This window comes from Prosthecobacter sp. (genome assembly GCF_029946185.1).
GTDB lineage: Bacteria > Verrucomicrobiota > Verrucomicrobiia > Verrucomicrobiales > Verrucomicrobiaceae > Prosthecobacter.
In genome coordinates this window covers 1-24,688 of record NZ_JAQSEA010000147.1, presented here as the reverse complement: position 1 = coordinate 24,688, position 24,688 = coordinate 1, and the positions used below count along the sequence as shown (strand labels likewise).

At 58.6% G+C, this 24,688-nt stretch carries 22 protein-coding genes and 1 pseudogene; 16 read left to right on the top strand and 7 right to left on the bottom strand.

The window, feature by feature from the left end:
• Positions 1 to 697 precede the first annotated feature (697 nt).
• Complete coding sequence (ahcY, locus tag PSV43_RS12660) at positions 698 to 2,101, bottom strand: adenosylhomocysteinase (RefSeq protein ID WP_300197494.1); 1,404 nt, start codon at positions 2,099 to 2,101, stop codon at positions 698 to 700.
• Positions 2,102 to 2,238: 137 nt separating this feature from the next.
• Here ahcY and PSV43_RS12655 point away from each other — a divergent pair, with 137 nt between their 5' ends.
• Both PSV43_RS12655 and PSV43_RS12650 read left to right on the top strand, forming a co-directional pair.
• Positions 2,239 to 2,880 carry a DUF1080 domain-containing protein gene (locus tag PSV43_RS12655; protein WP_300197491.1) on the top strand — a complete coding sequence of 214 codons (642 nt, stop codon included), beginning with the start codon at positions 2,239 to 2,241 and terminating at the stop codon, positions 2,878 to 2,880.
• 37 nt (positions 2,881 to 2,917) lie between these two features.
• Positions 2,918 to 4,324, top strand: coding sequence for a sulfatase (locus PSV43_RS12650; protein WP_300197488.1), 1,407 nt, complete (start codon positions 2,918 to 2,920; stop codon positions 4,322 to 4,324).
• 105 nt (positions 4,325 to 4,429) lie between these two features.
• Here the strand turns inward: PSV43_RS12650 and PSV43_RS12645 are convergent, their stop codons facing one another.
• Positions 4,430 to 5,032: a lysophospholipid acyltransferase family protein gene (locus PSV43_RS12645; RefSeq protein WP_300197485.1), complete on the bottom strand. Its 603-nt coding sequence runs from the start codon at positions 5,030 to 5,032 to the stop codon at positions 4,430 to 4,432.
• 170 nt (positions 5,033 to 5,202) lie between these two features.
• Between PSV43_RS12645 and PSV43_RS12640 the strand changes: the two genes are divergently transcribed.
• The 3 genes from PSV43_RS12640 to PSV43_RS12630 all read left to right on the top strand — a co-directional run bounded on the left by PSV43_RS12640 (position 5,203) and on the right by PSV43_RS12630 (position 7,799).
• Positions 5,203 to 5,364, top strand: a complete 162-nt coding sequence (locus tag PSV43_RS12640) for a hypothetical protein (RefSeq protein WP_300197482.1) — start codon at positions 5,203 to 5,205, stop codon at positions 5,362 to 5,364.
• 45 nt (positions 5,365 to 5,409) lie between these two features.
• A complete protein-coding gene (locus PSV43_RS12635) occupies positions 5,410 to 6,777 on the top strand; it encodes a hypothetical protein (protein ID WP_300197479.1) in 1,368 nt (455 codons plus the stop codon).
• Between the two features lie 116 nt (positions 6,778 to 6,893).
• A complete protein-coding gene (locus PSV43_RS12630) occupies positions 6,894 to 7,799 on the top strand; it encodes a DUF475 domain-containing protein (RefSeq protein WP_300197477.1) in 906 nt (301 codons plus the stop codon).
• A 40-nt stretch (positions 7,800 to 7,839) separates the two neighbouring features.
• On the opposite strand, the gene PSV43_RS12625 is transcribed toward PSV43_RS12630, so the two are convergent.
• Positions 7,840 to 9,402 (bottom strand): sialate O-acetylesterase, encoded by a 1,563-nt coding sequence (locus tag PSV43_RS12625; RefSeq protein WP_300197474.1) that lies wholly within the window; start codon positions 9,400 to 9,402, stop codon positions 7,840 to 7,842.
• A 104-nt stretch (positions 9,403 to 9,506) separates the two neighbouring features.
• Here PSV43_RS12625 and PSV43_RS12620 point away from each other — a divergent pair, with 104 nt between their 5' ends.
• The 8 genes and pseudogenes from PSV43_RS12620 to cysA form a co-directional block, all read left to right on the top strand.
• Positions 9,507 to 10,049, top strand: coding sequence for an Rrf2 family transcriptional regulator (locus PSV43_RS12620; RefSeq protein ID WP_300197471.1), 543 nt, complete (start codon positions 9,507 to 9,509; stop codon positions 10,047 to 10,049).
• 9 nt (positions 10,050 to 10,058) lie between these two features.
• Positions 10,059 to 10,247 (top strand): YezD family protein, encoded by a 189-nt coding sequence (locus tag PSV43_RS12615; protein WP_300197468.1) that lies wholly within the window; start codon positions 10,059 to 10,061, stop codon positions 10,245 to 10,247.
• A 507-nt stretch (positions 10,248 to 10,754) separates the two neighbouring features.
• The gene (locus PSV43_RS12610) at positions 10,755 to 12,209 is read left to right on the top strand and encodes an alginate export family protein (protein WP_300197465.1); all 1,455 of its coding nucleotides are present in this window, start codon (positions 10,755 to 10,757) and stop codon (positions 12,207 to 12,209) included.
• A gap of 45 nt (positions 12,210 to 12,254) precedes the next feature.
• Positions 12,255 to 13,244, top strand: a complete 990-nt coding sequence (locus tag PSV43_RS12605) for a sulfate ABC transporter substrate-binding protein (RefSeq protein WP_300197462.1) — start codon at positions 12,255 to 12,257, stop codon at positions 13,242 to 13,244.
• A gap of 39 nt (positions 13,245 to 13,283) precedes the next feature.
• Positions 13,284 to 14,060 carry a succinylglutamate desuccinylase/aspartoacylase family protein gene (locus PSV43_RS12600; protein WP_300197459.1) on the top strand — a complete coding sequence of 259 codons (777 nt, stop codon included), beginning with the start codon at positions 13,284 to 13,286 and terminating at the stop codon, positions 14,058 to 14,060.
• A gap of 9 nt (positions 14,061 to 14,069) precedes the next feature.
• Positions 14,070 to 14,894 carry a sulfate ABC transporter permease subunit CysT gene (gene cysT / locus PSV43_RS12595; RefSeq protein ID WP_300197457.1) on the top strand — a complete coding sequence of 275 codons (825 nt, stop codon included), beginning with the start codon at positions 14,070 to 14,072 and terminating at the stop codon, positions 14,892 to 14,894.
• 4 nt (positions 14,895 to 14,898) lie between these two features.
• Positions 14,899 to 15,759: a sulfate ABC transporter permease subunit CysW gene (gene cysW / locus PSV43_RS12590; protein WP_300197454.1), complete on the top strand. Its 861-nt coding sequence runs from the start codon at positions 14,899 to 14,901 to the stop codon at positions 15,757 to 15,759.
• Positions 15,756 to 16,472, top strand: a pseudogene (gene cysA / locus PSV43_RS12585) (sulfate ABC transporter ATP-binding protein); the annotation flags it as partial. The gene cysW and the pseudogene cysA, both read left to right, overlap by 4 nt.
• A gap of 36 nt (positions 16,473 to 16,508) precedes the next feature.
• Here cysA and PSV43_RS12580 read toward each other — a convergent pair.
• A complete protein-coding gene (locus PSV43_RS12580; protein WP_300197449.1) occupies positions 16,509 to 17,666 on the bottom strand; it encodes a pyridoxal phosphate-dependent aminotransferase in 1,158 nt (385 codons plus the stop codon).
• Positions 17,667 to 17,736: 70 nt separating this feature from the next.
• Here PSV43_RS12580 and PSV43_RS12575 point away from each other — a divergent pair, with 70 nt between their 5' ends.
• Entirely contained in the window at positions 17,737 to 18,834 is a 1,098-nt protein-coding gene (locus PSV43_RS12575; protein ID WP_300197446.1) for a DNA alkylation repair protein, read from the top strand.
• A gap of 17 nt (positions 18,835 to 18,851) precedes the next feature.
• Here PSV43_RS12575 and PSV43_RS12570 read toward each other — a convergent pair whose 3' ends face one another.
• Genes PSV43_RS12570 through PSV43_RS12560 form a run of 3 tightly spaced genes read right to left on the bottom strand, consistent with a single transcriptional unit; the run spans position 18,852 to position 21,722 of the window.
• Positions 18,852 to 20,207: a prenyltransferase/squalene oxidase repeat-containing protein gene (locus tag PSV43_RS12570; RefSeq protein ID WP_300197443.1), complete on the bottom strand. Its 1,356-nt coding sequence runs from the start codon at positions 20,205 to 20,207 to the stop codon at positions 18,852 to 18,854.
• 2 nt (positions 20,208 to 20,209) lie between these two features.
• On the bottom strand, positions 20,210 to 20,782 hold the full coding sequence (locus PSV43_RS12565) for a c-type cytochrome domain-containing protein (protein ID WP_300197440.1): 573 nt from the start codon (positions 20,780 to 20,782) through the stop codon (positions 20,210 to 20,212).
• Positions 20,783 to 20,831: 49 nt separating this feature from the next.
• Positions 20,832 to 21,722 carry a hypothetical protein gene (locus PSV43_RS12560; RefSeq protein WP_300197437.1) on the bottom strand — a complete coding sequence of 297 codons (891 nt, stop codon included), beginning with the start codon at positions 21,720 to 21,722 and terminating at the stop codon, positions 20,832 to 20,834.
• Between the two features lie 137 nt (positions 21,723 to 21,859).
• On the opposite strand from PSV43_RS12560, the gene PSV43_RS12555 reads away from it, so the two are divergent.
• A complete protein-coding gene (locus PSV43_RS12555) occupies positions 21,860 to 23,650 on the top strand; it encodes an NADPH-dependent assimilatory sulfite reductase hemoprotein subunit (RefSeq protein ID WP_300197434.1) in 1,791 nt (596 codons plus the stop codon).
• Between the two features lie 277 nt (positions 23,651 to 23,927).
• Positions 23,928 to 24,269 carry a hypothetical protein gene (locus PSV43_RS12550; RefSeq protein ID WP_300197431.1) on the top strand — a complete coding sequence of 114 codons (342 nt, stop codon included), beginning with the start codon at positions 23,928 to 23,930 and terminating at the stop codon, positions 24,267 to 24,269.
• Positions 24,270 to 24,688: the final 419 nt, after the last annotated feature.

Sequence of the window (24,688 nt, the reverse complement as noted above, 5' to 3'; positions counted from 1 at the left end):
GTTTGACCCCCTGTTCTTAGGTGAATTCATCCGGCACAGTTGAGCAATGTCGCCATTCTCGAAAACCATCCTAGGTCGTGTCGTGGCCTTCCGGACAAAGGTTCACCTTTTAACATGACATCTCAAAATGTCGCCAGCCTAGTCTTGCCAGATGCATGCGCCTAAGCCACACTTTGGGTGCATTCCAACAACACGCACATTATTATGGCCAAAGGCAACAACGCTCACAAAAAGGAAGTCAAAAAGCCGAAGAAGGAAAAGCCCAAGCCTCTGCCTACGGGACGCAAGACCCATGGTTGATCCATGACTGGGTGGTAGGCTCACCACGACCCGGCGGCTGATTGAAAAGACCTGTGCTGTAGTCTGTCACCACGCAGACACGGATTTTTGTGCGTGGGAGCTGACCGGCTCCGAGGACTATTGATTGTGCCATGCCATAGGCGCGAATGAGCTCGGTTAAGGGAGTCCATCGTGAGTTTTGTGCTGGCGGCACGCTCTCCTCGCGGCAGGCATTGCAGACGCTGCTGGTGAACGCGACGTACGACAACCTGCCATAACTGAGCGCCATTCCTACCCGGCATAGTTCTCGTGGAAGTTCAGCGTGACCACCAAAAAGAAAGAGCGGCCATTGCTGGCCGCCCTCGTGGTTTTGGGGTTGTAATTGGTGATGCGCCAGTTGCGGCGCAACCGGGCTACTTTAGTAGCGGTATTGATCGGTCTTGTAGGGGCCTTCGACGGGGACGCCGATGTAGTCGGCCTGGTCCTTGGAGAGGACGGTGAGCTTCACACCGATCTTGGCGAGGTGGAGGCGGGCGACTTCTTCGTCGAGCTTCTTCGGAAGGACGGTGACGGCATTCGGACGCGTGTCCTTGGTTTCCCAGAGTTCGATCTGCGCGAGGGTCTGGTTGGTGAAGCTGTTGCTCATCACGAAGCTCGGATGGCCGGTGGCGCAGCCGAGGTTCACAAGACGGCCTTCAGCCAGCATGAAGATGCTGTTGCCAGCCGGGAAGGTGTACTTGTCCACCTGGGGCTTGATGTTGAGGCGCTTGACGTCCTTGCGGTCGTTGAGCTTGTCCACCTGGATTTCGTTGTCGAAGTGGCCGATGTTGCAAACGATGGCCTGGTCCTTCATCTTCTCCATGTGCTCAAGGGTGATGATGTCCTTGTTGCCGGTGGTGGTGACGTAGATGTCGCCGTAGCCGAGGGTGTCTTCGATCGGCATGACGCGATGGCCTTCCATGGCGGCCTGAAGGGCACAGACAGGGTCGATTTCGGTGACGATGACCTGAGCGCCCATGCCGCGAAGGGCAGCTGCGCAGCCTTTGCCCACGTCGCCGTAGCCGCAGACGACGCCGACTTTGCCGGCGATCATGACGTCGGTGGCACGCTTGATGCCGTCGAGGAGGGATTCGCGGCAGCCGTAGAGGTTGTCGAACTTGGACTTGGTGACGCTGTCGTTCACATTGATGGCAGGGAAGAGCAGCTTGCCGGCCCGGGCCATTTCATAGAGGCGATGCACGCCGGTGGTGGTCTCTTCGGAGACGCCCTTGAGATCTTTGACGATCGTGTGGAAAATGCCGGGCTGGTTCTTGGCGATGTCCTTGAGGAGGTCCTTGATGACCTTCACTTCGTGGTTGTCGGAGGGGGACTCGACCCACTTGTCGCCGTTTTCCATCTCATAGCCTTTGTGGATGAGGAGGGTGACATCGCCACCGTCGTCGACGATGAGCTGAGGGCCTTTGTCTCCTGGGAAGATGATGGCCTTCCAGGTGCACCACCAGTATTCTTCAAGGGACTCGCCTTTCCAGGCGAAGACAGGAGTGCCGGTGACGGCGATGCCAGCAGCAGCGTGGTCCTGAGTGGAGAAAATGTTGCAGGAGGCCCAGCGGACATCAGCACCGAGTTCCTTGAGGGTCTCGATGAGCACGCCGGTCTGGATGGTCATGTGCAGGGAGCCGGTGATGCGGACGCCAGCGAGGGGCTTCTTCGGGCCGTACTTCTCGCGGGTGGCCATGAGGCCGGGCATTTCGCTCTCAGCGATGTCGAGTTCTTTGCGGCCGAATTCGGCGAGGGCGATGTCTTTTACTTTAAAGTCGGACATGAGGTGTGGGGTGGGTTCAGGTTAGGGTGAAAAGGAACGAATCAACGTATCAGGATACGTTGATATGTTCCAAATAGATGCCGAAATGTCAAACGGGGATTTATCGGGCTTGGACCGTGCGTTTGATGCTGACCACCATGATGAAACCCGCCTGCCTACTCGCTTTTCTTTGCCTCGCTCTGTCTCTACATGCCGAAGATCTGCACCCTGCGGCGGATGCAGCGGGTTTCGTGCCGCTCTTCAATGGCAAGGACCTCTCGGGCTGGAAGACGACGGGGAACTGGGTGGTGGAGGCCGATGGCAGCGTCTCGCTGCACCCGCGTGAGGGTGAGAAAGGCTGGCAACGCTACGATGCGTACATCGCCACGGAAAAACAGTACGGCGACTTCGTGCTGGACCTGGAATTCAAGATCAATGCGAAGGGCAACAGTGGGGTGTTCATGCGTGTGGGTGACATGAAGGAGCCGGTGAAGACGGGTTTTGAAGTGCAGATCCTCGACACCTACGGCCTGGAGAAACCGGGGCACCACGACTGTGGCGGCATTGTGCATGGCACGGGCCCTTCTAAAAACATGGTGAAGCCGGCTGGGGAGTGGAACCGGTACACGATCACGGTCAAGGGGCGCAACGTGAAGGTGATTTTTAATGGTGAGCAGGTGATCGCCGCCATTCTGGATGACATTAAACTGGCTGGGTGTCCGAACGTGGGCCAGATCGCGTTTCAGGATGAGGCGCTGCCGGTGTGGTATCGCAATGTGCGGATCAAGGAGCTGAAGTAGGCCGATAGGTGGAGGGTGACGCAACGTTTAGCGTGGCATGCGCCTGCTCCTTGCTCTCTTTGTTTCGTCATTCGGCGGTCTGATTTCGTCGTTCGCTGCTGAGCAGCGTCCGAATGTCCTGCTGCTCATGGCGGACGATCTGGCGGCGACGCTGAGCTGCTATGGGCATCCGCAGGCGAAGACGCCGAACCTGGATGCGCTGGCGAAGCGGAGTGTGCTGTTCAGCCGGGCGTACTGCCAGTTTCCGCACTGCAACCCTTCCCGTGCTTCGATGATGAGCGGGCTGCGGCCCAACACGACGCGGGTCACGGACAACGCGGACAATTTATACACGAACCTCCCTGAGGTGCTGACGCTGCCGCATCACTTCCGCAACAACGGCTACGCCACGGCACGGTGCGGGAAGATCTTCCATCTGGGCATTCCCACCGGGCTTGAAAGCATGGACGATCCGCAGGCGTGGGACTTTGGGACGCCCTTTAAAAGCGAGCTGCCGTACCCGCCGAAGCGGGAGAGCAGCGTGAAGGTGAAGGCTGGTAAGAAGCAAGGTTTGAGCTGGCAGGAAATCCCGGGGGATGATGATCAACTGGTGGATGGCAGCTTTGCCAAAACCGCCATCGAGTGGCTGGGCCAGCGTGATAAGAGCAAGCCGTTCTTCCTAGCGGTGGGGTTTCACCGCCCGCACCTGCCGCTGGTCGCTCCGGCGAAGTATTTTGATCTATATCCCTTCGAGAGCATCACGCTGCCGGAGGCTCCGGCGGATGATGAGGCGGACATTCCTGCGCCAGCGCGAAATGGGGCTGTACCCGGCTATGCGCTGAGCACGACGCCGGAGCAGCGGCGGGCTGCCATCCGCGCGTATCTGGCCTGTGTGAGCTATGTGGATGCGCAGGCCGGACGATTGCTGGATGCGATCAAGGCGATGGGGCTGGATGACAACACAATCATCGTCTTCACCAGCGACCACGGCTGGCATCTGGGAGAGCATGGCCTGTGGCACAAACGCAGTCTGTTTGAAGAAAGCGCGCGCGTGCCCTTCATCCTGCACACGCCGGGCATGAAGAGTGGTGGCCAGCAAAGTCGGAGTCTCGTCGAGCTGCTGGATGTCTATCCCACGCTCTGTGATCTTTGTGGCATTCCTGCGCCCAAACAGGCACAGGGATTGAGTTTGCGCCCGTTGCTGGAAGATCCGTCTGCGTCCATCCATGAGGGGGCTTTCACTCAGGCACGGCGGGGTGCTGATGCTGAATTTTGGGGGCGCACGATCCGCACTGCACGCTGGCGCTGCACTGAGTGGGATGAGGGGAAGAGCGGAGTCGAACTTTACGATCATGACAGCGATCCGCAGGAGTACACAAACCTCGCGAAGGATTCGCAGCATGCGGAGGTGTTGGAGGGTCTGCGGTCGCGGCTGGCAGAGAGGCTGCCAACTATGGGCAAGTGACGGGACTTTGTGTGGTGAACTCGCTCCCGGAGTCGGGCGGTTTGGCGGAGAGGGTTCTGCGTGATGGAGAAATCACAGCGCGCCAAACACACCCAACGTACAAAATCAATGCTGCCGCAGTTTCAGCACGGCCTCGCGAGCGCGGATGAGGAAATCGAGTTTGGATTCGTTTTCTTCCAGGCGGATCGGCTCGCCAAAGGTGACGCTGCCGAGGACGGGGACGGGCAGGATTTCGCCTTTGGGGAGGATGCGGTTGAGGTTTTCCATCCACACGGGGACGAGCTGAACGTCGGGGCGCTTTTTGGCGAGATGGAAGAGCCCGGGTTTGAACGGCATCGGCTCGGGACTGGTCTGGCGACCACCTTCGGGAAAGAGGATGAGCGAGTGGCGGTCTCCCATTGCCTGGACCATTTCCACCAGCGGATTCGCCTCGGGCGTGGGCTTTTTACGCTCGATGAGGACGGCATTGAAGACATGGCAGGCCAGAAAGGGGCGCACGCGGCCCACCGACCAGTAGTCCTTGGCCCCGACCATGCGCGTGACCGAACGCACGGGGGCTGGCAATGAGGCCCAGAGCACGGGGCCGTCAAGATTGCTGGTGTGATTGGCAAAGTACACACGCTGGGCCAGTTCCGGCGCACAGCCCTGCCAGCGGGCGACGGAACCGGAAAACATGCGCAGGGATCCGGCGATGAGACTGCGAATCATGTTCCAATGATGTACGAGGAAGATCGGGTTGTCACGCAGCTTGCTGCCTAGCAGACGTGTCCGATTTGCCGCTGGGGGGCAGTGGAGTCAATCCGCTGCCATTTTCCATCTGCGCAACTCCGTGCTGGACGATTCGCCCCTTTTCTTCATAGAGTAGATGAAAATCCGGCATGCGTATTCTCTCCAAAGTCCTCTGGACCCTCGCTTTCCTCGTCGCCACCTTCGTCTGGATGGTGCTCTTTGAGCACGGATTCAGCATGAAGGGCCTGACTGAGGGCACGGTTGCCGAGTTGCATGGCATCTCCGCCTGGTTCGGTGGCGGGAAAAAATAGCCGCCGCCACCCCTTTATTTAAACACGTCAAGAACACCCAGCATTATGACCGTTCAGGAAGCCGAACTCGACCCCAAGTACCAAGCCCTTTGGAAAAAAGCCCTCATTTCCGCCGAGCGGAAAAACTGGGAGTATGTGATCGACCAGGTGCTGCCTATCGTGACAGGCAATGTCGGCTTTATGGATGGCCGAAAACTGCTGCGCAGCGCTGAGGGCGAGGTCGTCGGCAGCGGCAAGAAATTCAGTTTCGGCCTGGGCGGTTTCAAGCCCAGCTCCAAAAAGGAGCCGGCTGAAGTGATCGCAGAAATGGAAGAGAACGTGTTCCGCAAGGACCCCTTCAGTCTGAGCGCCAATGAGCAGCTCTATGACCTCGCGACGAAGATGCAGTACCCGGAGCTGGCGGCGTTTGCTCTGGAGACCATTCGCGGGGGCCATCCTGAGAACACCAAAAACATGCACAAGCTGGCGCAGCATTACATGGCCAATCAGCAGCCAGAAAAAGCCGCCGAAACCTACAACGGGATCTTGAAGGTCAACCCGCGTGACATGGAGGCCATGCAGGGGGAAAAGAACTCCGCTGCGCAAGGCTCCATCAAAAATCAGGGCTGGGGCTCTTCCAATTTCAAGGATGCGATGAAGGATTCCGGAGAGGCTGCCAAGCTGGAAATGCTCAGCCGCCAAGGTATGACTCAGGAGCAGATGGAGCAGTTTCTCGCGGAAACCATCGAACAATACAACGCCGACCAGGGCAACATCGTCATCGTCAAACGCATGTCGGATCTGTATGAACGCCTTGGCCAGCTCGATACCGCGCTGATGTTCTACGATTACGCCCTCACTCTCAACACCGGCGACGTCGCCCTCCAGCGCAAGGTGGAAATCCTGCGCGACAAGGTGCAGGAAGCAAAGATAACGGAATACGAGCGCGAAATCGAAACCAATCCCGATGCGCCAGACATTGATGACAAACGCGCACAGCTTGCTGAAATCCGCCGGCAACGTGCCGGTGTCGTCATCAGCGAAGCCAAGACGCGTGTGGACCGCAATCCGACCGACAAAGCGCTGCGTTTTGAGCTAGGTCAGGCCTACTTCGGCGCCGGCATGTATGGCGAGGCTCTTCCCGAACTGCAGCAGGCTAAATCGAGCCCCAACCTGCGCATCAAGGCGATCCTCATGCTGGGACGCTGTTTCGAGCGCAAGAACATGAACGATCTGGCCAAAACCTCGTTCATGGAGGCGGCCAAAGAGCTGCTGATCATGGACGCCACCAAGAAGGAAGTGCTTTACGAGCTGGCCAACGTGATGGAAAAAATGGGCGACAAGCCAGGAAGCTTGGAAGCGCTGAAGGAAATTTACAATGCCGACTACGGCTACCGGGACGTGGCGACACGGGTGGAATCCTCCTACTCGTAACCGCCCCCTCTGGTTGTTTCTGCTGACACCCCGTTTCGTAATCCGAAACGGGGTGTTTTTTCTTTACAACCAAATGGTACTGGAAAGCCGTAACACGTCCGCCATCATACGTGCTGATGATTTTCGAATTTCTCGCTGCCACTGACATCTGGACCACGATCAAAGAGGGCGCCCCCGTGGTGCTGGCTCTGATCCTTATCGAGGGGCTTCTCTCCGTGGACAACGCGCTGGCGATCGCCGCGATGGCTTCGCATCTGGAAGAAGAGCAGCGCAAAAAGGCGATGAACATCGGGTACATCGGAGCCTATGGCTTCCGCATAGTAGCGCTGCTGACCGCCAGCATCATCATGGGCAATCACTGGCTGATGCTGCTGGGCTCGCTTTACCTCGTATGGCTGATGTGCTCCCACTTTGCCGTGCAGGAGGATGACGGTGAAGATGGCGATGGAAAATCAAAGAAGGAACCGCAGAGCTTTGCCAGCACCATCGCGATGATCGCGCTTCTCGATCTGAGCCTGAGCTTCGACAACGTCGTCGCGGCGGTGGCTTTTGCGCGCGACAGCAAGGTGCTGGTCTATATCGGCGTGACGCTGGGCATCATCACCCTGCGAATGGTTGCGGGTTACTGCATCGAACTGCTCAAACGCCAGCCCTGGCTGGAGCACACTGCCTTTTTGCTGGTGGGCTTCGTGGGTCTACTGCTCGGGCTGGAGCTCTTCTGGGACCAAAGCGTCAAAGAAGTCTTTGAACCTGGTGGCTACAGCATCATCAGCGAAGCTGGCGGGCATTATCACATCGCCAAGGCGGTGAAGTTTGCGGGCATCATTGGCATCCTGCTGCTGCATCTGGCTTATGAGAAAAAGGCCGCAGTCAGAGTGGTCTTGCGTCCGGTGCTGCGTCTGTTTCGCCTGCCGCTGCGCCTGGTCGATACCTTGGCCGGGGCGCTCTTCAGCCTGATCGCCTGGCCGTTTCGTACCGTCTGGAATTTAGTGCGCCGGAAAAAAGAATCCCCCGGCAGCTAAGCCGAGGGACTCATGAACTTACAACGGGGCTGAATGCCGCTTACGGCTTCGGTTTCGTGAGCATCTCGAAGCTGTCGCTGCGGAAGGGTGTGACGGGAAGGCCGTCGGTGCTGTAGAGGTTGCACACAGGATTGTCGGACCAAGCGTAGCGGACGGCGACGGGTTTGGCGACGCCCTGGGCGCTGACTTCGAGCTTGTCTTTGCCGGTGATTTTCGCCTCGGCCCAGACCCACTTTTTGTCTTCGCCGCAGACGACGAAGCCCTTCACCTCGCTGATATCGACCGTGCGGAGGCTGCTGCCGAAGGTGTCGAGCGTGACAGTGGCCTTGTCTCCGGTGAACTCGGCGGATTTGAACTCGGGGCTGCGATATGGGAGCTTCATGCCGTAGTCTTTGACCAGAGCCCAGCGGGCGAGGCGCTCGGCCACATCGCGCTTGTTCTTGGGATGAATGTCATTGGCTTCGCCGAGGTCGATGATGACGGCCTGACCGCCGTTTTTGATGGCGTCCTGAGTTTTCGTCTGGCTTTCGCGGAGTTCGGCCCAGGAGCTGGCGGAGGCCTGCACGGCGTCGGATTTTTCGGCCATGAAGTCGGCGAGCTGCACCCAGTAGAATGGGAAATCTCCCTGCTTCCATTCGTTGCGCCAGTTCTGGATCATGAAGGGGAAGAGGCTGGCGTATTCATAGGCACGACCGGCATTGCTTTCGCCCTGATACCAGATGGCGCCTTTGATGCCGTAGCCGATGGTGGGAAGCAGCGCTCCGTTGTAGATGTTGGCGGGGCGCGCATTGCCGTTGAGCCAGGCTGCAGGGGGGGCGGGAGCGCGGACGGCGAAGGGTTTGCCTTCTTTCTTCGCAGCTTCGGACTGCTTGTTCCAAGCGGCGAGATCGGCATCATACTTGGTCTTGGCAGCGGCGGAGGTGAGGAGGGCCTCGTTTTTCTTCGTGTTTTCCATCAGCAGCTTGAAGCGCGGGTCTTTTTCGAGTTCACCGCGGTTCACCCAGGCTTCGGCAGCACTGCCGCCCCAGGCGTTGTTGATCAGGCCCACGGGCACATCCAGCATTTTGTGGAGTACACGGCCGTAGAAATAGCCGACGGCGGTGAAGCCGCCCACGGTGGCTGGTGAGCACTCTTTCCACTCGCCTTTAAAATCCTGCTGTGGCTCCTGTGTGCCGACATTGGGCACAGTGATGAGGCGGATGTTTGGAAACTTCGCGGTGGCGATTTCAAGATCGGCGTCCCAGCTGGACCCGACATTCCACTGCATGTTGGACTGGCCGGAGCAGATCCACACCTCGCCGACGAGCACGTTTTTCAGTTCCTTGGTCGTGGTGCCCTTGATCGAAATCGTGGCGGGTTTTGCATTGGCAGGCACGGGATCGAGTTTCACCGTCCATTTGCCATCGGCACCGGCCTTGGCGGTCTTGGTTTGATCTCTGAACTTCACTGTCACTTCGGTGCCCGGTGTGTCCCAGCCCCAGAGCGGATTGGTCTGCTTCTGCTGCAGCACCATGTTGTCGCCGATGATGGCGGGGAGTTTCAGTTCAGCGCGGGCGGTACATGCCAGCGCGGCGAGTAGTGTGGTAAGAGAGAGGAGTCTCATGGATGGGTGAAAAGCAGGGCGAAAGAAACGCAGGAAGCGGCGGTGTTTTCAAAATCTTTTATTTCACACTTGATTAGTGTATATTGTATCGCATATATTTTTTCATGAAACTCACCAAACGCGGCGAATACGCCCTCCGCACCCTTATCCGTCTCGGCATTGCCGACCGGCAGGGCGAAGGCGTCATCTCCGTGTCCATGCTGGCAGACCAGGAAAAGCTGCCATTCAAGTTTCTGGAGGCCATTCTCTTCGAGCTGCGCCAGGCCGGCTATGTGGAAAGCCTGCGCGGCAAGCATGGTGGTGCGCGCCTGGCAAAACCGGCGAAATCCATCAAGATGGGTGAGGTCGTGCGTCTCATTGACGGCAAGCTTGCGCCCATCGGTTGCGCTAGTGAGACAGAGTATGAGAAGTGCACCTGCCCGGATGAAGAACACTGCGGCCTTCGCATGCTCATGATCGATGTGCGCAACGCCATCGCCAACATTCTCGACCGCTACACGCTGGAGCACGTTGTCGCAGTCACCCTGCGCAAGCAGGAGCAGGTGACTGCCAGCGCCAAAAAGACGGTCAAAAAGAAGAACGCGAAGTCCCGCCACGCCGATCCGGCGGATGGATTCCTGGCGGCGCTGCTCGAACCCGTCACCTGATTCCCCCCCATGAGCCAGAACATTGCCGAATCCGACACAGAAGCGTGGATCGAAATCGTGCGCCAGAAAGTTGAAGCCATGCGCTTCGGCTCGGTGCAGATCATCGTCCACGAAGGTCGTGTCACCCAGGTGGAAAGCACGGAGAAGACACGTCTGCCCGACGTCGTCTCCCCCGCGAACGCCGCGAAGAAAAAGTAGCGTCCACCCTCCATAGCGCGGCCTTGCAACCACGCACCCACATTTGTCGAGAGGCTGACTGGAACACCAGAGGTCATCACAGAGCAGCGGAACATTCCGCCACCTGATGAAACCCCGTTCCGGCCAGCCTCTCGGCATTTAATTTCCCGCCTCCACCTCCCTATGACGGAGGGCGGCACAAGGCCTGTTGAAATCGCCTGTGAAAATCTTTTCTTTTTCCTACTTGCCTAATGTAGTTTGACTTGATAATTATTCTCCACATCGCCAAATGCAGCCATCACCGGCTGCGACGCTAATCAAGAGACTGACCGGACCACCGGAAGTGTTCGAGACATGAGCTGCCATCCCCAGACCTGGTCTGGATTCGTCATTCATTCACGTTCCTTTCATGGTCCGGTCAGTCTCTTGCCATTTCCGCCCACCGCTGAAAACGGAGGCTCTCCAAAAACGACACCTGCTGACGCCAACCGGAACACCGGACGCCGACGCTCCCGCAGATGCACGAACATGAACCCTACCCCTCACCGAAACTCCCAGAACCGATTCCTCCAAGCCAGCGTGCTTGGCCTGTTGCTCATCGCCTCCATCCCAGCGGACGCTGCTGACAATGAAGCCGCCAAGCTCACACGAGGCACCTTCTACCAAAATCCGCTGAGCTACAGCACCACGCGTGATCCTGATCCGCCGAAGTATGTACGCAATGCGAGCGAGCTCGGCATCGACTCGCTGCTAAACGTGAAGTGGCTCGATGTGGGCCTTGACTACCGCCTCCGCTACGAATATCGCGAGAATGACCTGCGCCGCGCTCAGGGCGGTCTTGATCAGCCTTTGCTGCAACGCACGCGTGCCTACATCGGCATCAAGGACATCCTTGATCCCTTCCGCTTTGCGGTCGAGCTGCAGGACTCACGCCGCGAGAACAGCCACTACGTGCGTGACAATCGTGACGTGAATGAGTTCGAGTTCATTCGGGCCTACGTCGAACTCTACTTCAAAGATCTGTTTGGACACGACGCCATCGGCAACAGCCGGCCGCTGAGCATCCGCTACGGGATTCACAACTTCGAGTTCCTCGACCGCCGCCTGCTCGGCAACAACCAGTGGCGCAACACCGCAAACACCTTCCAAGGCTTCCACGCCAGCCTCGGCCAGGAAAGCAGCGACTGGCAGATTGATCTGCTCGCCGTGCAGCCATTGTATCGCAGCCAGTATAATGTGGATCGTCCGGTGGAGCAGCAGTGGCTCTACGGCGTCATCGGTCACTGGCGCAAGTGGTCCGACATCGTCACGCTGGAGCCGTATTACTTGGCCTTGAGCCAGTCGGCTTACGCTGGCGTCGCTGAACGCCTCGTTCACTCGCCCGGCATCCGTGCCTACGGCATCGGCATCGTGGGCAGCACAGGCTTCGATTACGATTCGAGCTTCACCTATCAGTTCGGCCAGAATGGCGCGAATAAGGTGCGCGCTTTCGCCACGACAGCCGAAATCGGCTACACGCTCGCCTCCAATCCCTGGAAGCCGCGCTTGAGCTTCTTCTACGGCTACGCCAGCGGCGACCGCAATCCGAACGACAAAGTGGACAATCGCTTCGAGCGCTTCAATGGCTTCGGGCGTCCGTGGTCGGCAAACGACTACATCGTGTATGAAAACATCAGCACGCCGAAGGTGCGTGTGGAGATCAAGCCGCGTCACAATCTGCGCGTGGACTTTGGTTACAGCTACTACTGGCTCGCCAGCGCCACGGACCGCTTCTCGACCGCGAACAACGCCCGTGACCGCACCGGTCGCAGCGGCAACTTCCTCGGTCAGGAGTTCGACATCCGTGCCCGCTACACCTTCGATCCCAAGACGGAGATCACCGTCGGTTACGCCCACTTTCAGTCCGGTGGCTTCGTCGAACGCCAGATCGGCCGTGCCAACACCAACTTTGCCTACTTCGAACTCAGTCACCGCTTCTTCTGATTCATTCCATTCCTCACTCAAAACTTCATTCACTCATCCAAACTCATGAAAACATCACTCACCCTCCTCTCCGCCGTTCTGTTCAGCCTAACAGCACATGCAGCCGACTTTGAACTGCTCAATGTCTCGTATGATCCCACTCGCGAGCTTTACTCGGAGTTCAACAAAGCTTTCGCCAAGCATTACAAGGAAGCCACGGGCAAGAAAGTCAGCATCGACCAGTCGCACGGCGGTTCGGGCAAGCAGGCGCGTGCAGTCATCGACGGACTTGAGGCCGATGTCGTTACACTAGCGCTCGCCGGAGACATCGACGTCATTGGCAAGCAGGCCGATCTGATCGCTCCTGACTGGCAAAAGCGCCTGCCGAACAACAGTGCGCCCTACACGAGCACCATTGTATTCGTCGTTCGTACGGACAACCCGAAGAACATCCAGGATTGGGACGATCTCGTGAAGCCAGGCGTCAACGTCATTACGCCGAATCCGAAAACCTCCGGGGGTGCGCGCTGGAATTACCTCGCCGCCTGGGCTTACGCGCTGAAGAAGTCCGGAAGCGAAGCGAAGGCGAAAGAGTTCATCGCCGCACTATACAAAAATGTCCCCGTGCTCGACACCGGTGCCCGTGGTTCCACCACCACCTTTGCACAGCGTGGCATCGGCGATGTGTTCCTCTCCTGGGAAAACGAAGCATGGCTCATCCAACGTGAGTTCCCCGGCAAAACGAAGATCGTCATTCCATCATTGAGCATCCTAGCCGAACCCACGGTGGCCGTGGTGGACAAGAACGTCGAGAAAAAAGGCACTGCCGAAGTTGCGAAAGCCTACCTCGAATACCTCTACTCTCCCGAGGCACAGGACATCATCGGCCAAAACTACTACCGCCCGCGGGATGCCGCAGCCGCAGCCAAGTACAGCGCACGCTTCCCGAAACTGAACCTCGTGACCATCGATGGCGACTTCGGCGGCTGGGCCAAGGCACAGAAGAAGCACTTCGATGAGGGCGGCATCTTTGACCAGATCTACCAAGGCAAGTGATCCGCATCGCCATGAAGTAAAAAGACAGCGCTTGAAACCATGACACTTCCATCCCATTTGCAGTTCACCGGCAGGCACGCGTTTCAGCGTGGCACCATCCCTCTGCCGGCCTCACGACTGATGCTAGAAAATGATCCGCCAGAACAAGGCATCTTCATCCCGAAGATTGTCAGCAAGCCTCTCAAGGCGGGCCATGGCATCAAGATCGGCATCTTCGGCGGCATTCACGGTGATGAGGAGGCGGGGACGCTCGCCACGCAGGAACTCATCCGCTGGGCGGCCGAGAAACCGGAGGAGTTGCACGACTACGAGCTGCACTTTTTTCCGATCTGCAATCCCACGGGGCGCAATCTCGGCACACGGCACAGCCACAGCGGTCTGGATCTGAACCGCGAGTTCTGGTTTGGCTCCATCGAGCCAGAAATCGTCTATCTGGAGGCTGAACTGCGGCGCGAAAGCTACGAAGGAATCATTTCGCTGCATTCGGATGACACCTCCGACGGCTGCTATGGCTTCGTCAGCGGTGCGCTGCTCAGTGAGCATCTGCTGGAACCTGCACTGCAGGCTTCGAGCGAATTTTTGCCGCGTAACGAGGGGCATATCATCGATGGGTTTCTCGCTTCACACGGGATCATCAAGGAAGGCTATCTCGGCATCCTCAGCGCTCCGCCGGAGCAGAGGCCGCATGCTTTGGAAATCGTCTTTGAGACACCGGCACTCGCGCCGATGGATGCGCAGGTCAAAGCGACCGTCGTCGCCGTGAAACGCATCCTCGCGGAATACCGCGAACTCCAAGCCTACGCCGCCAACTTGTAATCCGCGCACATGACACGTCCACGTCACGTGTTGCCGGGCTTCAAGCTCTCGCTCGGCTTCACCATTACTTATTTGAGCCTCATCGTGCTTTTCCCGCTGTCGATGCTGGTGTGGAAGGCCACGAGCGGCGGCTGGGAGCACATGCTGGATACGCTGACGCAGGCACGCGTGGTTTCGTCGCTGAAGCTCAGCTTTGGGACGGCGTTCGCCGCCGCGCTGGTGAATTCCGTCTTCGGCCTTGTTACCGCATGGGCGCTGGAACGCTATTCGTTCCCTGGTCGTCGACTGCTTGATGCCATGGTGGATCTTCCCTTTGCCCTGCCCACTGCTGTTGCGGGCATCGCGCTCGTCACGCTGTATGCGCCGAATGGCTGGATCGGCTCATGGCTTGCGCAGCATGACATCAAGGCGGCCTATGCGCCGCTCGGCATTACGATCGCGCTCACGTTCGTCGGCTTTCCGTTTGTTGTGCGCACGTTGCAGCCTGTCATCGCTGATCTGTCGATGGATGTCGAAGAAGCTGCCGCGTGCCTTGGTGCGAACCGCTGGCAGACGCTGACACGCGTGGTGTTTCCTGCACTGCTGCCATCCACGCTCGCGGGCATGACGCTCGCCTTTGGTCGTGCGGTCGGTGAGTACGGCAGTGTCGTTTTCATCTCTGGCAATCTGCCTTTTAAGACGGAGATCGCGCCACTGCTCATCACCATGCGCCTTGAAGAATACGACTACTCGGGTGCCGCCACCATTGGCGTGGTGATGCTGGCAGCTTCCTTCACCATTCTCCTGCTTTCAAATCTCCTCGCGCAGTGGAGCCGCAATCGCACTGGAAGGTAATCTCATGGCCGCCATCATCATCTCTGACCCCACACGCACCACCCGGCCACGCAAAGCGACGGCCGAGTCTCTCTGGTCGCGCTGGCTCATCATCAGCATTGCCGTAGGCTTCATGGGGCTCATGTTTGTGCTGCCGCTCGTCATCATTTTTCAGGAGGCTTTTCGCAAAGGATGGGAGGGTTTTGTGCAAGCTTTCGATGATCGCGCTACAACCCATGCCATCTGGCTTACGCTGAAAGTGGCTGCCATCACGGTGCCGCTGAACACGCTGTTTGGACTCGCGGCGGCGTGGTGTATCTCGCGCTTTCAATTTCGTGGCAGACGTTTTCTCAGTTCGCTCATTGAGCTGCCACTGTGGGTTTCCCCGGTGATCGCAGGCATGGTTTATGTACTGCTGTTTGGTGCGCAGGGTTTGTTTGGCCCTGCGCTGAAGGAGCACGGCATCAAGATCATCTTTGCGCTGCCTGGCATCGTACTGAGCACGATCTTCGTCACCTTCACCTTCGTCGCCCGGGTGCTGGCGCCGCAGATGGAGGCGCAGGGGCAGGCGGAGGAAGAAGCCGCCATGACGCTGGGCGCGAACGGCTGGCAGATGTTCTGGCGCGTCACGCTGCCGAAGATCAAATGGGGCCTGCTCTATGGCATCATCTTGTGCAATGCCCGCAGCATGGGGGAGTTTGGAGCGGTGTCCGTCGTTAGCGGCCACATCCGTAACAAGACCAACACAGTGCCGCTGCACATCGAGGTTTTGTACAACGAATACCAGTTTGTCCCCGCCTTTGCCGTCGCCTCTGTGCTGGCACTGCTGGCGCTGGTGACCCTGATTTTAAAAACTCTGACGACCACTCAACGAGGAGCAGCATGAGCATCCACATCCACCACATCTCCAAAACCTTCGGCAGCTTTCACGCGCTGAAAAACGTCGATCTCGAAGTCAAAACCGGTGAACTCGTCGCGCTGCTGGGCCCCAGCGGCAGCGGCAAGACCACGCTGCTGCGCATCATCGCGGGACTCGAATTTGCCGACGCAGGCGAAGGTAGCATCCAGTTCCATGGCACCGACGTCACCAACCGCAGCGCCTATGAGCGCAAGGCCGGCTTCGTGTTCCAGAACTACGCCCTCTTCAATCACATGACCGTCGCGGAGAATATTGCCTTCGGCCTGCGCGTCATGAAACGGCCCGAGCGTCCCGACCGCGAAGACATCGAAAAGTCCGTCACGGAACTCCTCCGCCGAATCGCCCTAGAAGGTTACGGATCGCGTTTCCCATCGCAGCTTAGCGGGGGCCAGAAGCAACGTGTCGCTCTGGCTCGTGCTTTGGCTGTCGGGCCGCAGGTGCTCCTGCTTGATGAACCATTCGGCGCGCTCGATGCCAAGGTGAGAAAGACGCTGCGCAAGTGGCTCCGCCAATTCCACGAAGAAACGAAAGTCACGACCCTGTTTGTCACCCATGATCAGGACGAAGCTTTCGAACTCGCTGATCGAGTTGTTGTGCTTCACGAGGGTGACATTCAGCAGATTGGCTCTCCGCAGCAACTACGTGAGCATCCGAAGAATGAGTTTGTGGCGGACTTCCTGGACTGCGTGATGATTTGAGGACGAGAGACGATCCTCTCACCTCCCCTGCTTCAACCGCAGCAGCTTCTCCCCCGCTGCATTCAGTGTCTCCACCTGCTTCGCGTAGTGAAAGCGGATGAAGCGGTGTTCGGGTTCGCGGAAGAAGCTGGAGCCGGGGACGCCGGCGACACCGACTTCACGAACGAACCATTCGGCGGCTTCGGTGTCGGTGGGGAAGCCGAGGGAGGAGATGTCCATGAGGACGTAGTAAGCGCCGTGGGGTTCGGTGAACGGGAGGCCGGTGGCGCGGAGGTGATTGAGGAAGACATCGCGCTTCTCGGTGTAGAGATCGCGCAGGCCGTGGTAGTAGCTGTCGGGAAGTTCCAGTCCGGCGACGGCGGCTTCCTGAAGCGGTGCAGCGGCACCGACGGTGAGGAAGTCATGCACCTTGCGTGCCTGCGCTATGATGTTGGGGGCGGCCTGCACGTAGCCAAGACGCCAGCCGGTGATTGAGTAGGTTTTGGAGAGTGAGTTGCACACGATGACGCGCTCTGCAGCGCCGGGAAGCGAGTGCATGTAGACGTGCTCATGCGGGGCATAGACGATGTGCTCGTAGGGTTCGTCGGTGATGACGAAGGCGTCGTGTTTTTCGGCGAGGTCGAGGATCAACTGAAGCTCGGCACGCGTGAAGACCTTGCCGGTGGGGTTGGAGGGATTGCAGACGATGATGGCTTTGGCACCCTGAGCAAAGGCGCGCGCGAGTTCATCGGGATCGAAACCAAACTGCGGCGGGCGCAGCGGGACGTAGATGGGCTCGGCCCCAGAGAGGATGGCGTCTGCGGCGTAGTTTTCGTAGAAGGGCGTGAAGACGATGACTTTGTCTCCCGGCTCGCAGCAGGTCATCATGGCGCACATCATGGCCTCGGTGCTGCCACAGGTGACAACGAGGTTTTGATCTGGATCGACGGGGGTGCCGGAGAAGTGGGTGATTTTTTTGGCGAGCGCCTGGCGGAAACGCGGTGCGCCCCAGGTCACGGCATACTGATGGAAGGGACCGCGTGTGGCGCGCTCGAGTGCAGTGAGTAATTCTTCCGGCGGATTGAAGTCGGGGAAGCCCTGGGAAAGATTGATCGATCCATGCTGGTTCGAGAGGCGCGTCATCGCGCGGATGACGGATTCGGTGAAAGCGTGGAGGCGGCGGGAAGTTGCAGGCATCCTTGCGATTTGGGCGAGAAGCCGCCAACGTGCAACCAACCAATCCGCCCCACGTGTTCCGTCGCTGATCATGCCCCCTGAACCTTCCCCACCACCGCAGCTCAAAGACTGGTTTGATGCCGTCCGCTATCGGGCCATTGCCAAGGAACTCGCCGACATCGCGCCGAAGTTTCGCGGTGATGACTTCATGAAGGCCGTGATTGATGGACTGGAAGGACGCAGCCTCATGCAGCGCGTACATCAGTGCGCGGTGGCGGTGGATGCGGCGCTGCCGGGAACTTATCAGCAAAAAGTTCGTGCCCTGCAAAAGCTCGCGCCGCGCATCGGGCATGAGTTTGTGACCATCTTCCTTGGGGATTTCGTGGCGACCTTTGGATTGGGCGATTTTGATTTTTCGATGGAGGCGCTGCGATTTTTCACGGTCTTCGGTACGGCGGAGTTTGCGGTGCGGCCGTTCATCGTGGCGGATCAAAAGCGTGCTCTGCAGACAATGCTTGAATGGAGCGCTGACCCTGATGATAAGGTACGGCGTCTCGCCAGCGAGGGATCACGACCGCGACTGCCCTGGGGCATGCGTTTGCAGGCGCTGGTGCGGGATCCGGAACCCACGGCGAAGATTCTGGATGCGCTGAAGGAGGATGAATCGCTGTTTGTGCGGCGGTCGGTGGCGAATCATCTCAATGACATCACGAAGGATCATCACGACTATGTTTTACAACGCCTCGAAGCTTGGAATCTCGAACGTGAGCACCTTCGGTGGATCGCGAAGCATGCGTGCCGCACGCTGATCAAGCGCGGGCATCCGCGTGCGTTGAAGCTCTTTGGTTTTGGCAGGAAGGCGGAGGTCTTGGCTAAGCTGGCGGCCACACCTTCGCGACTGGATCTCGGGCAGCGTCTTACTTTGACTGCGGCGCTCACTTCCACATCAGGCCGTTCGCAGCGGCTCGCGATCGACTATGTGGTGCATTATGTGAAAGCCAGCGGAGGGAGTGCGGAAAAGGTCTTCAAGTGGACTGAGCTGGAGCTGGCGGCGTATGCAGAGATCGAGCTGGTGAAATCGCAGGTCGTACGCGATTTCACCACGCGCAAACATTACGCGGGCAGGCACCGTGTGGAGTTGCAGATCAACGGCCAGCGGGTGGCGGAGACGATGTTTGTCCTGGTCTAAAACGCAGCGCCGCTGGCTCAGCGGTAAAACGTTTCGAGGATTAAGGTGCAGAGGGCCTGACGATACGTGGCATCCGCTGCATCACCGGCGGGCCAGTTGGGGCGTCCGCGTTTGAAGGAGCCGTCAGGCTGTTGAGCCCCTAGGACTTGCGGCATAACTGTGGAGGCGAAGGTTGTCCACTCGGACCCACCATTGAGAAAGAGCGCATTGCTGTAACCATGCCAGCAGTAGAGATTGCAGTTCTTGTTCCAGTCCGGGGGTTCGGCCTTCAGGAAATCCGTGATGAATTGAACACCTCGTGCCGCCGCAGGTGTGCTTTTTTCAGCCAGCATGAGATGGCCTGCGGCGGCTCCACCGCTGAGGCTCCATTGGTTGTAGTGCGCGTCACGGGTGGTGCCGCCGAATCCGCCTGCCTTGGTTTGGGTGGATTCGATGTAGGACAGCGCTTTTTGAACGCAGGCATCGAGCCCGTCGATTTTCAAGCCGGTGGCCTGGGCAACGTCGAGCGCCTGGAAATGCCAGTTGGCCAAAGACAGATCGGCACCGCCACCGGGATTGTACGCGATGTCCTCGCCCCCGTAGGCCCAGGAGCCCTTGCTCGTCTGCTGGCTGATGATCGTCTTGATGGCAGTTTCAAAGCAGACGCGCAGACCGGAAAGACTTTTGGTCCCCACTCGTGCCGTGACATAGGCCTCACCGACTGCCAATGTGGCGATGGCATGTTCGTAAGTTCCAGCGCCTCCCAATCCTCCCGTCGTTTTTCCGCCCCAGTTCGAGGAGAAAATGCCCTCCGGGTTTTTCCTCGCGAGCTCAATCAAGTAGAGCAGCCCCTTCATCACGGCTTCTCCAAACTCGGAAGACTCTGTTGTCTCGCCATGGCCAAGAAAACACTGGAGCACAAAGCCGGTCATCGCGCCTTTGTTGGCGCGGCCCCAGGAGCCGTCGGGGTTCTGGCTGGTTTTAAACAGCTTCAGGGAAGCTGCCACTGCCGTCTCCATCTCCGGAGTACCTCCGCCACGGCGGATGGATTCCAAGCGGGTGGTGGGGGTAAAGCGGGAACGGAAAGATTCAGGGAGGCTTTTGATGGCTTCGTCCGAAAATTTGCCGGGGACTGTGATCACCGGAGCGTTCTGTATCGCGACCCAATGGTCTTTGGCATAGGCCTTGTCAGGCGGGCTGAGATTGTCGATGGCGATTTCAAACTCTGCACCGCTCTTCAGGCGAACTTGGACCGCGCGCTTGGCGGCATTTACGCCGATGAGTTCAGCCTCGATTAGCTGGCCGCTGGTATTCGTCCAGACACGCATCTCCGCCTCCGCTGCGCCATGCAGCAGCAAAAGACTGAATGCGGCAATGCCCCACGGGCTTTTCATGGTTATTTCACCGCTGTTTTGGCCTGTGCCTGGCTTTCGGCAGAGAGCTTGCTCAGTGCCAGAATGTGCGTGGTGCCGGTGGAGGGGATTTTGAGCAGCACATTGTCGCCTTCCAGCCCCATGAATTCGGCTTCGATGGTTTTGCCTTCAGTGTTGGTCCATTTGAGGACGCCACCCGCAGCAGCGGGCATGGCGGCAGCAGGTGCGGCTGCGGGCGCTGCGCCACCGCCGGTGAGACTGGCACCTTCATTGATCCAAGCTTTGAAGAGCTCGACTTCCCCATCCGTAAGCCTGTTCTTGCCTTCAGGGGGCATCACATCCGAGTCATCCTTATCCAAGGTGCAGTTGACCCACATTGTGCTCTTCGCCGCCTCGCCGGGAATGATGTTTTTACCGGCACCGATTTGCTCGGACAGCTTGTCATCATCGAGTGCGAGTTTGCCTTTGACCTTCTTGGTCACGCTGTGACAAGCGAAGCATTTATTGCGGAAGATCGGGGCGATCTGCGATTTAAAATCAACCGCGGAAGCGGTGGTGGCGGTCAGGACAAAGGCGAAGAGAAGGCTGGATTTCATGATTGAATGCAACATGGAACGATCAAACGGGCGGTTTGCCTAGATTATTTTAAGGATTCTGTTCGTTCAGCAGTGCGGCGGGGTCGAGCTCACGCAGCTGCTGCAGGGTGCCCAGAATGGCGCTGCGCTGGGATTGCAGGCGGCTGATGCCCAGCACGGCGCGGCTGCCGGAAAGCGTGTTGAGCAGGGGGCTGGCCTCCGGGTGAGCGGAGTCCCACTCCACGCCGCGCAGGGCGAAGGGTTTTTTGGCAGCAAGCGCCTGATATTCAATATTCAATGACTGCCTTTGTGATGCAAGCTGCGTGCGCAGCACCTCCACCACGTTGCGGGCTGACATGGCTGCTGCCGGGACCGGATTCTTGAGCGGGGGGCTGGCTTGCTCTCGGACCCGTCTGGCCTGCATTTCCCGGGTTTTGACCAGCAGATTTTCTCCCGACTTTTCTCTGGCCTCCGTGGGGCCGTAGCAGGCCTCCCAGCGCAGAGCGGGCGTGGTTTTCGCCAAGGCGACTTTGACTAGGCCATCGGCGTGCCGGATCGAGAGATGCTCGGCGCTGACCGCCGTTATTTCTGCGTCGCGCAGCACTCTGCCTTCATCCAGATTCAGCACGGGGAACTTTTTTCCCACCATGGCGCTGCGGCGCTGGGTGCGGAACTGGTCAAACTGCGTTTTCAAGGCATTGAACTCCTCCTGCGACCGCGTGAGAGCCAAGTGGTTCTTTTGCAACTGCGCCTGTACCGTCAGAAATTGCTGCATCTGTACCTGCAGCGTGGACAAATCTGCTTGTGATTGCACCAGGAGATGGTTGGTCTGATCCACGCTCGTCTGCAGAGACTGATTTTCGATCTGCAGGGCATCGTACTCGCTTTTTTTGACACAGCCGCCCAGCAGCAACAGCGCAGCGGCTGTCGCTGAAAGGGTGCGGGTAGGGTGCTTGGTCATTCCAAAGGGAGTACAAATCCCTTTCATTCCCGTTTGTCACGCAACCCGCCCCATGATTTTCAGAATAATGCCTTGGGCTCAAGCACTTGCATTCAAGGTAACCTAGTCGACAATGGGAGCCCCCCAAACCACCCCTTATGAGCAAAGCCTCCGTCGAAGACATCAAACTCGCCTCTGCTGGCCTCCGTGGCCAGCTGGCCGAGCTGTTCGCTGATACCAGCATCCCAAACATCCCGGAGGACTCCAACATCCTGCTTAAACACCACGGCTCCTACCAGCAGGATGACCGCGATGTGCGCGCTGAGCGCACCAAGGCGAAGCTCGAGAAAGCGTGGAGCTTCATGATCCGCAGCAAGATGCCTGGTGGCCGTATTTCTGCGAAGCAGTGGATGATTCACGACGACCTCTGCACCAAGGCTTTCGGCAACATGCGCCTGACCAACCGCCAAGGCATCCAGCTGCATGGCGTGCTCAAAGGCGGCCTGAAGGAAGTGATTTCCAATGTCTGCCACAGCGGCCTGAGCACCATGGGTGCCTGCGGTGACGTGGTGCGCAACACCATGGGCCCGGCGGCTCCGATCAAGGACGCAGTGCATGCTGATACTCAGACACTTACGGAGGAAATCAGCCAGCGCTTCCTGTGGCGCAGCCAAGCCTATGCCGACATCTGGCTGGATGGCGAAAAGATTGAGCCAGAGTGGACTCAGGATCCGGAGGTCAATCCGGCTGTGCGTGAGGCGACGAAAGCCCCGGAAGGCGACGACCCCATCTACGGAAAGGTCTATCTGCCGCGCAAATTCAAGATCGGCGTGGCCATCCAGCCCTGCAACGATGTGGATGTCTATTCCCAAGATCTCGGCCTGATCCCACATGTGGTGGACGGTGCAGTCGAAGGCTACACCCTTACTGTCGGTGGCGGCTTTGGCATGAGCCACGGTCAGCTCAGCACCCGCCCGTTTCTGGGTCAGCCGCTGTTGTATGCGAAGCGTGCGAACGTCGTGGATGCCATCGAGGCCGTTGTGACCACCCAGCGTGACCACGGCAACCGTACGGAGCGCAAAAACGCCCGCATGAAGTACACTGTGCAGACCATGGGCATTGACGGCTTCCGCGCCGAAGTGGTGCGCCGCCTGCCGGGCATCGAGACTTTCCCGGCCAAGGAACTGCATTTTGACAGCGTCGAGGACAAACTCGGCTGGCATGAGCAGGGTGATGGCAAGCTCTACTGCGCCGTCCATGTCAGCATGGGTCGCATTGTGGACCGTGAGGACGGCACGCACTACCGCAGCGCCTTTGTGGAGCTGTGCAAAGAGCTGGACCTGCCGCTGATCGTGACACCGAACACGAACATGATCATTGCCGACGTCGCTCCTGAGCAGAAGGCCGCCGTGGATGCCATCCTCGCCAAACACGGCGTCGTCCACTCCGAGGGCATGACCCGCGCCCGCAAGGTGGCCCACGCCTGCGTGGCCCTGCCGACCTGCGGCCTGGCCCTGAGCGAATCCGAGCGCGTCCTGCCTGGATTCATGGACAAGATCGACGAAGCGCTGCGTGAACTGGGACTCGAAGACGAGCCGATCCTTTTCCGCATGACCGGCTGCCCGAACGGCTGCGGCCGCCCCTACAACGCCGACTTCGGCTTTGTGGGTCGCTCGCCGAACAAGTACGCGATGTTCGTGGGTGGCAGCGTCCGCGGCGACCGTCTTGCTGGTTTGGAATTCAAGACGGTCCTCGGGGAAGAAGTTCCCGGCAAGGTCCGCACCTTCCTAGAAGCCTTCAAGGCCGAGCGCAAAGATGGCGAAATCTTCGCTGACTGGTTCGCCCGCACCCGCACCACGGGTGAGGCGCCGACGCCGGAGCAGTTCCACATCGAACTCGCTGAACGTGCCGCCAAGCTGGCGGAAGCAAAAGCGGTCGAGGCGGGTTAATCTTCCCGAAAGGCAACGAATTCGAGGCGGTCTGCACCCAGCGGACCGCCTTTTTTGTGTGGAGGTGCTTGAGCCGGGGATCGAAGACGGGAGATTGACCAGCAGAGTAGAGATGGCACAGCACTGTTGCGGTCACCATCCCCACGCTCCGACACAGGAAATCGCTCCCCTACGCCGCTGCTTTCCGTGTATGTGGTGGACTCCGTGGTTCAAATCCGGCAATTTCTGAACATTACGGTACTTGTGCGAGGCGTTACTTTGGGCCACAGACTCCGCCATGTCTCTCCAGTTCTATCATTACCTGCATCTCATCGGCCTGATCCTTGTTTTCATCGGCTTCGGCGGCCTGTTCTCCAACGAAGGTGCCAAGAAGGCCATGATGTGGCATGGCATCGGTCTGGTCATCAGCATTGTCTCCGGCTTTGGCATGCTGTCGAAACTGGGCATCATGGGCACGATGCCTGTGTGGGCTTGGATCAAGATCGGCCTCTGGCTGGTGCTGGGCTTCCTGCCGGTGCTGGCCAAGCGCCGTGTAATCGCCGCGCGACTGGTCGTCCTCATTGCCGCTATTGCGGGGGCTGGACTTGCGTATCTGGGTTACTTTAAACCGATGTTTTGATTTCAGCGCGGACGTCGCTGGAGATTGAGAATCGACCGACACTCCTGTCTGCTGATGTTAGGTCCCGTCTTCTTGAGACTGACGTGATCGTCAGTTGATTTAAAGCCTGAAATTCTCCTGTGCATCGGAGAAAACGCGACAGGCCGACGGGGCTGCGCCGAGAAAGTTGCTGCACAGGCGACAGAGCGCTGCTGGCGTATAAAGGGCGCAGCCCGTGGTCTTCACGGGTGCCTGCAACTATCTGCGGTCTATCCTGCTCCAGCACCTGCAAGAAGCGTTCAAGCATGCTCCAGCCCGGCAGCTCGGGCTGCTCGCCGGGTCGTAGTTTGTGCTATTGTCGCTCGCCTCCCATCGACAACTTCTCAGAACACTTCTGGCAGGATGTCTGACCTCCGGCTCAAGCGTACGCAACTGCGGTC

What these genes read in the sequence shown, in the direction of transcription:
- cysT (WP_300197457.1), top strand. Translation starts at nt 14,070, where the DNA reads ATGACACGTCCACGTCACGTGTTGCCGGGCTTCAAGCTCTCGCTCGGC.
- PSV43_RS12570 (WP_300197443.1), bottom strand. Translation starts at nt 20,207, where the DNA reads ATGAAAAGCCCGTGGGGCATTGCCGCATTCAGTCTTTTGCTGCTGCAT.
- PSV43_RS12650 (WP_300197488.1), top strand. Translation starts at nt 2,918, where the DNA reads ATGCGCCTGCTCCTTGCTCTCTTTGTTTCGTCATTCGGCGGTCTGATT.
- PSV43_RS12630 (WP_300197477.1), top strand. Translation starts at nt 6,894, where the DNA reads ATGATTTTCGAATTTCTCGCTGCCACTGACATCTGGACCACGATCAAA.
- PSV43_RS12555 (WP_300197434.1), top strand. Translation starts at nt 21,860, where the DNA reads ATGAGCAAAGCCTCCGTCGAAGACATCAAACTCGCCTCTGCTGGCCTC.
- cysW (WP_300197454.1), top strand. Translation starts at nt 14,899, where the DNA reads ATGGCCGCCATCATCATCTCTGACCCCACACGCACCACCCGGCCACGC.
- PSV43_RS12640 (WP_300197482.1), top strand. Translation starts at nt 5,203, where the DNA reads ATGCGTATTCTCTCCAAAGTCCTCTGGACCCTCGCTTTCCTCGTCGCC.
- PSV43_RS12605 (WP_300197462.1), top strand. Translation starts at nt 12,255, where the DNA reads ATGAAAACATCACTCACCCTCCTCTCCGCCGTTCTGTTCAGCCTAACA.
- PSV43_RS12565 (WP_300197440.1), bottom strand. Translation starts at nt 20,782, where the DNA reads ATGAAATCCAGCCTTCTCTTCGCCTTTGTCCTGACCGCCACCACCGCT.
- PSV43_RS12560 (WP_300197437.1), bottom strand. Translation starts at nt 21,722, where the DNA reads ATGACCAAGCACCCTACCCGCACCCTTTCAGCGACAGCCGCTGCGCTG.
- ahcY (WP_300197494.1), bottom strand. Translation starts at nt 2,101, where the DNA reads ATGTCCGACTTTAAAGTAAAAGACATCGCCCTCGCCGAATTCGGCCGC.
- PSV43_RS12645 (WP_300197485.1), bottom strand. Translation starts at nt 5,032, where the DNA reads ATGATTCGCAGTCTCATCGCCGGATCCCTGCGCATGTTTTCCGGTTCC.
- PSV43_RS12625 (WP_300197474.1), bottom strand. Translation starts at nt 9,402, where the DNA reads ATGAGACTCCTCTCTCTTACCACACTACTCGCCGCGCTGGCATGTACC.
- PSV43_RS12635 (WP_300197479.1), top strand. Translation starts at nt 5,410, where the DNA reads ATGACCGTTCAGGAAGCCGAACTCGACCCCAAGTACCAAGCCCTTTGG.
- PSV43_RS12575 (WP_300197446.1), top strand. Translation starts at nt 17,737, where the DNA reads ATGCCCCCTGAACCTTCCCCACCACCGCAGCTCAAAGACTGGTTTGAT.
- PSV43_RS12550 (WP_300197431.1), top strand. Translation starts at nt 23,928, where the DNA reads ATGTCTCTCCAGTTCTATCATTACCTGCATCTCATCGGCCTGATCCTT.
- PSV43_RS12620 (WP_300197471.1), top strand. Translation starts at nt 9,507, where the DNA reads ATGAAACTCACCAAACGCGGCGAATACGCCCTCCGCACCCTTATCCGT.
- PSV43_RS12615 (WP_300197468.1), top strand. Translation starts at nt 10,059, where the DNA reads ATGAGCCAGAACATTGCCGAATCCGACACAGAAGCGTGGATCGAAATC.
- PSV43_RS12610 (WP_300197465.1), top strand. Translation starts at nt 10,755, where the DNA reads ATGAACCCTACCCCTCACCGAAACTCCCAGAACCGATTCCTCCAAGCC.
- PSV43_RS12655 (WP_300197491.1), top strand. Translation starts at nt 2,239, where the DNA reads ATGATGAAACCCGCCTGCCTACTCGCTTTTCTTTGCCTCGCTCTGTCT.
- PSV43_RS12580 (WP_300197449.1), bottom strand. Translation starts at nt 17,666, where the DNA reads ATGCCTGCAACTTCCCGCCGCCTCCACGCTTTCACCGAATCCGTCATC.
- PSV43_RS12600 (WP_300197459.1), top strand. Translation starts at nt 13,284, where the DNA reads ATGACACTTCCATCCCATTTGCAGTTCACCGGCAGGCACGCGTTTCAG.